Genomic DNA, 347 nt, shown 5'->3' with positions numbered 1-347 from the left:
GTCTCATTAGTCGTTTTAACTGTTGCGTAGTCTTGTTTGACCTGGTTATGTTCTTTCACATAAGTCACGCGGTAGCCATCCTCTGACTTAGTTCCAACCTCAACCGAGCGATTCTTATAGCCAAAGCCAATGGAAAGATTAGGCGCGAGTTTACTATAGCTTGAACTAATTTTGTCTGCTAGACTGAACTCACTTGTAACTGAATAATCCTTAATCGCTACCTTTCTCTTAAGGTTTACATTTTCATCTAGAAAATCTGTACTCAAACCTCCAACGCTATACTCTCCTTCCGGACTTAACTTACCATCTTTATATTTAGCAGTAAAGGTAATGGCTGTCTCACCTTT

At 39.5% G+C, this 347-nt stretch carries 1 pseudogene; it reads right to left on the bottom strand.

Annotation, left to right across the window (positions count from 1 at the left end):
• Nucleotides 1–347: pseudogene (locus HMPREF2701_RS01675) on the bottom strand (hypothetical protein); the annotation flags it as partial.

This window comes from Streptococcus sp. HMSC077D04, assembly GCF_001808785.1.
Lineage (GTDB): Bacteria > Bacillota > Bacilli > Lactobacillales > Streptococcaceae > Streptococcus > Streptococcus mitis_BX.
This window is presented reverse-complemented; position numbering and strand designations above follow the sequence as displayed.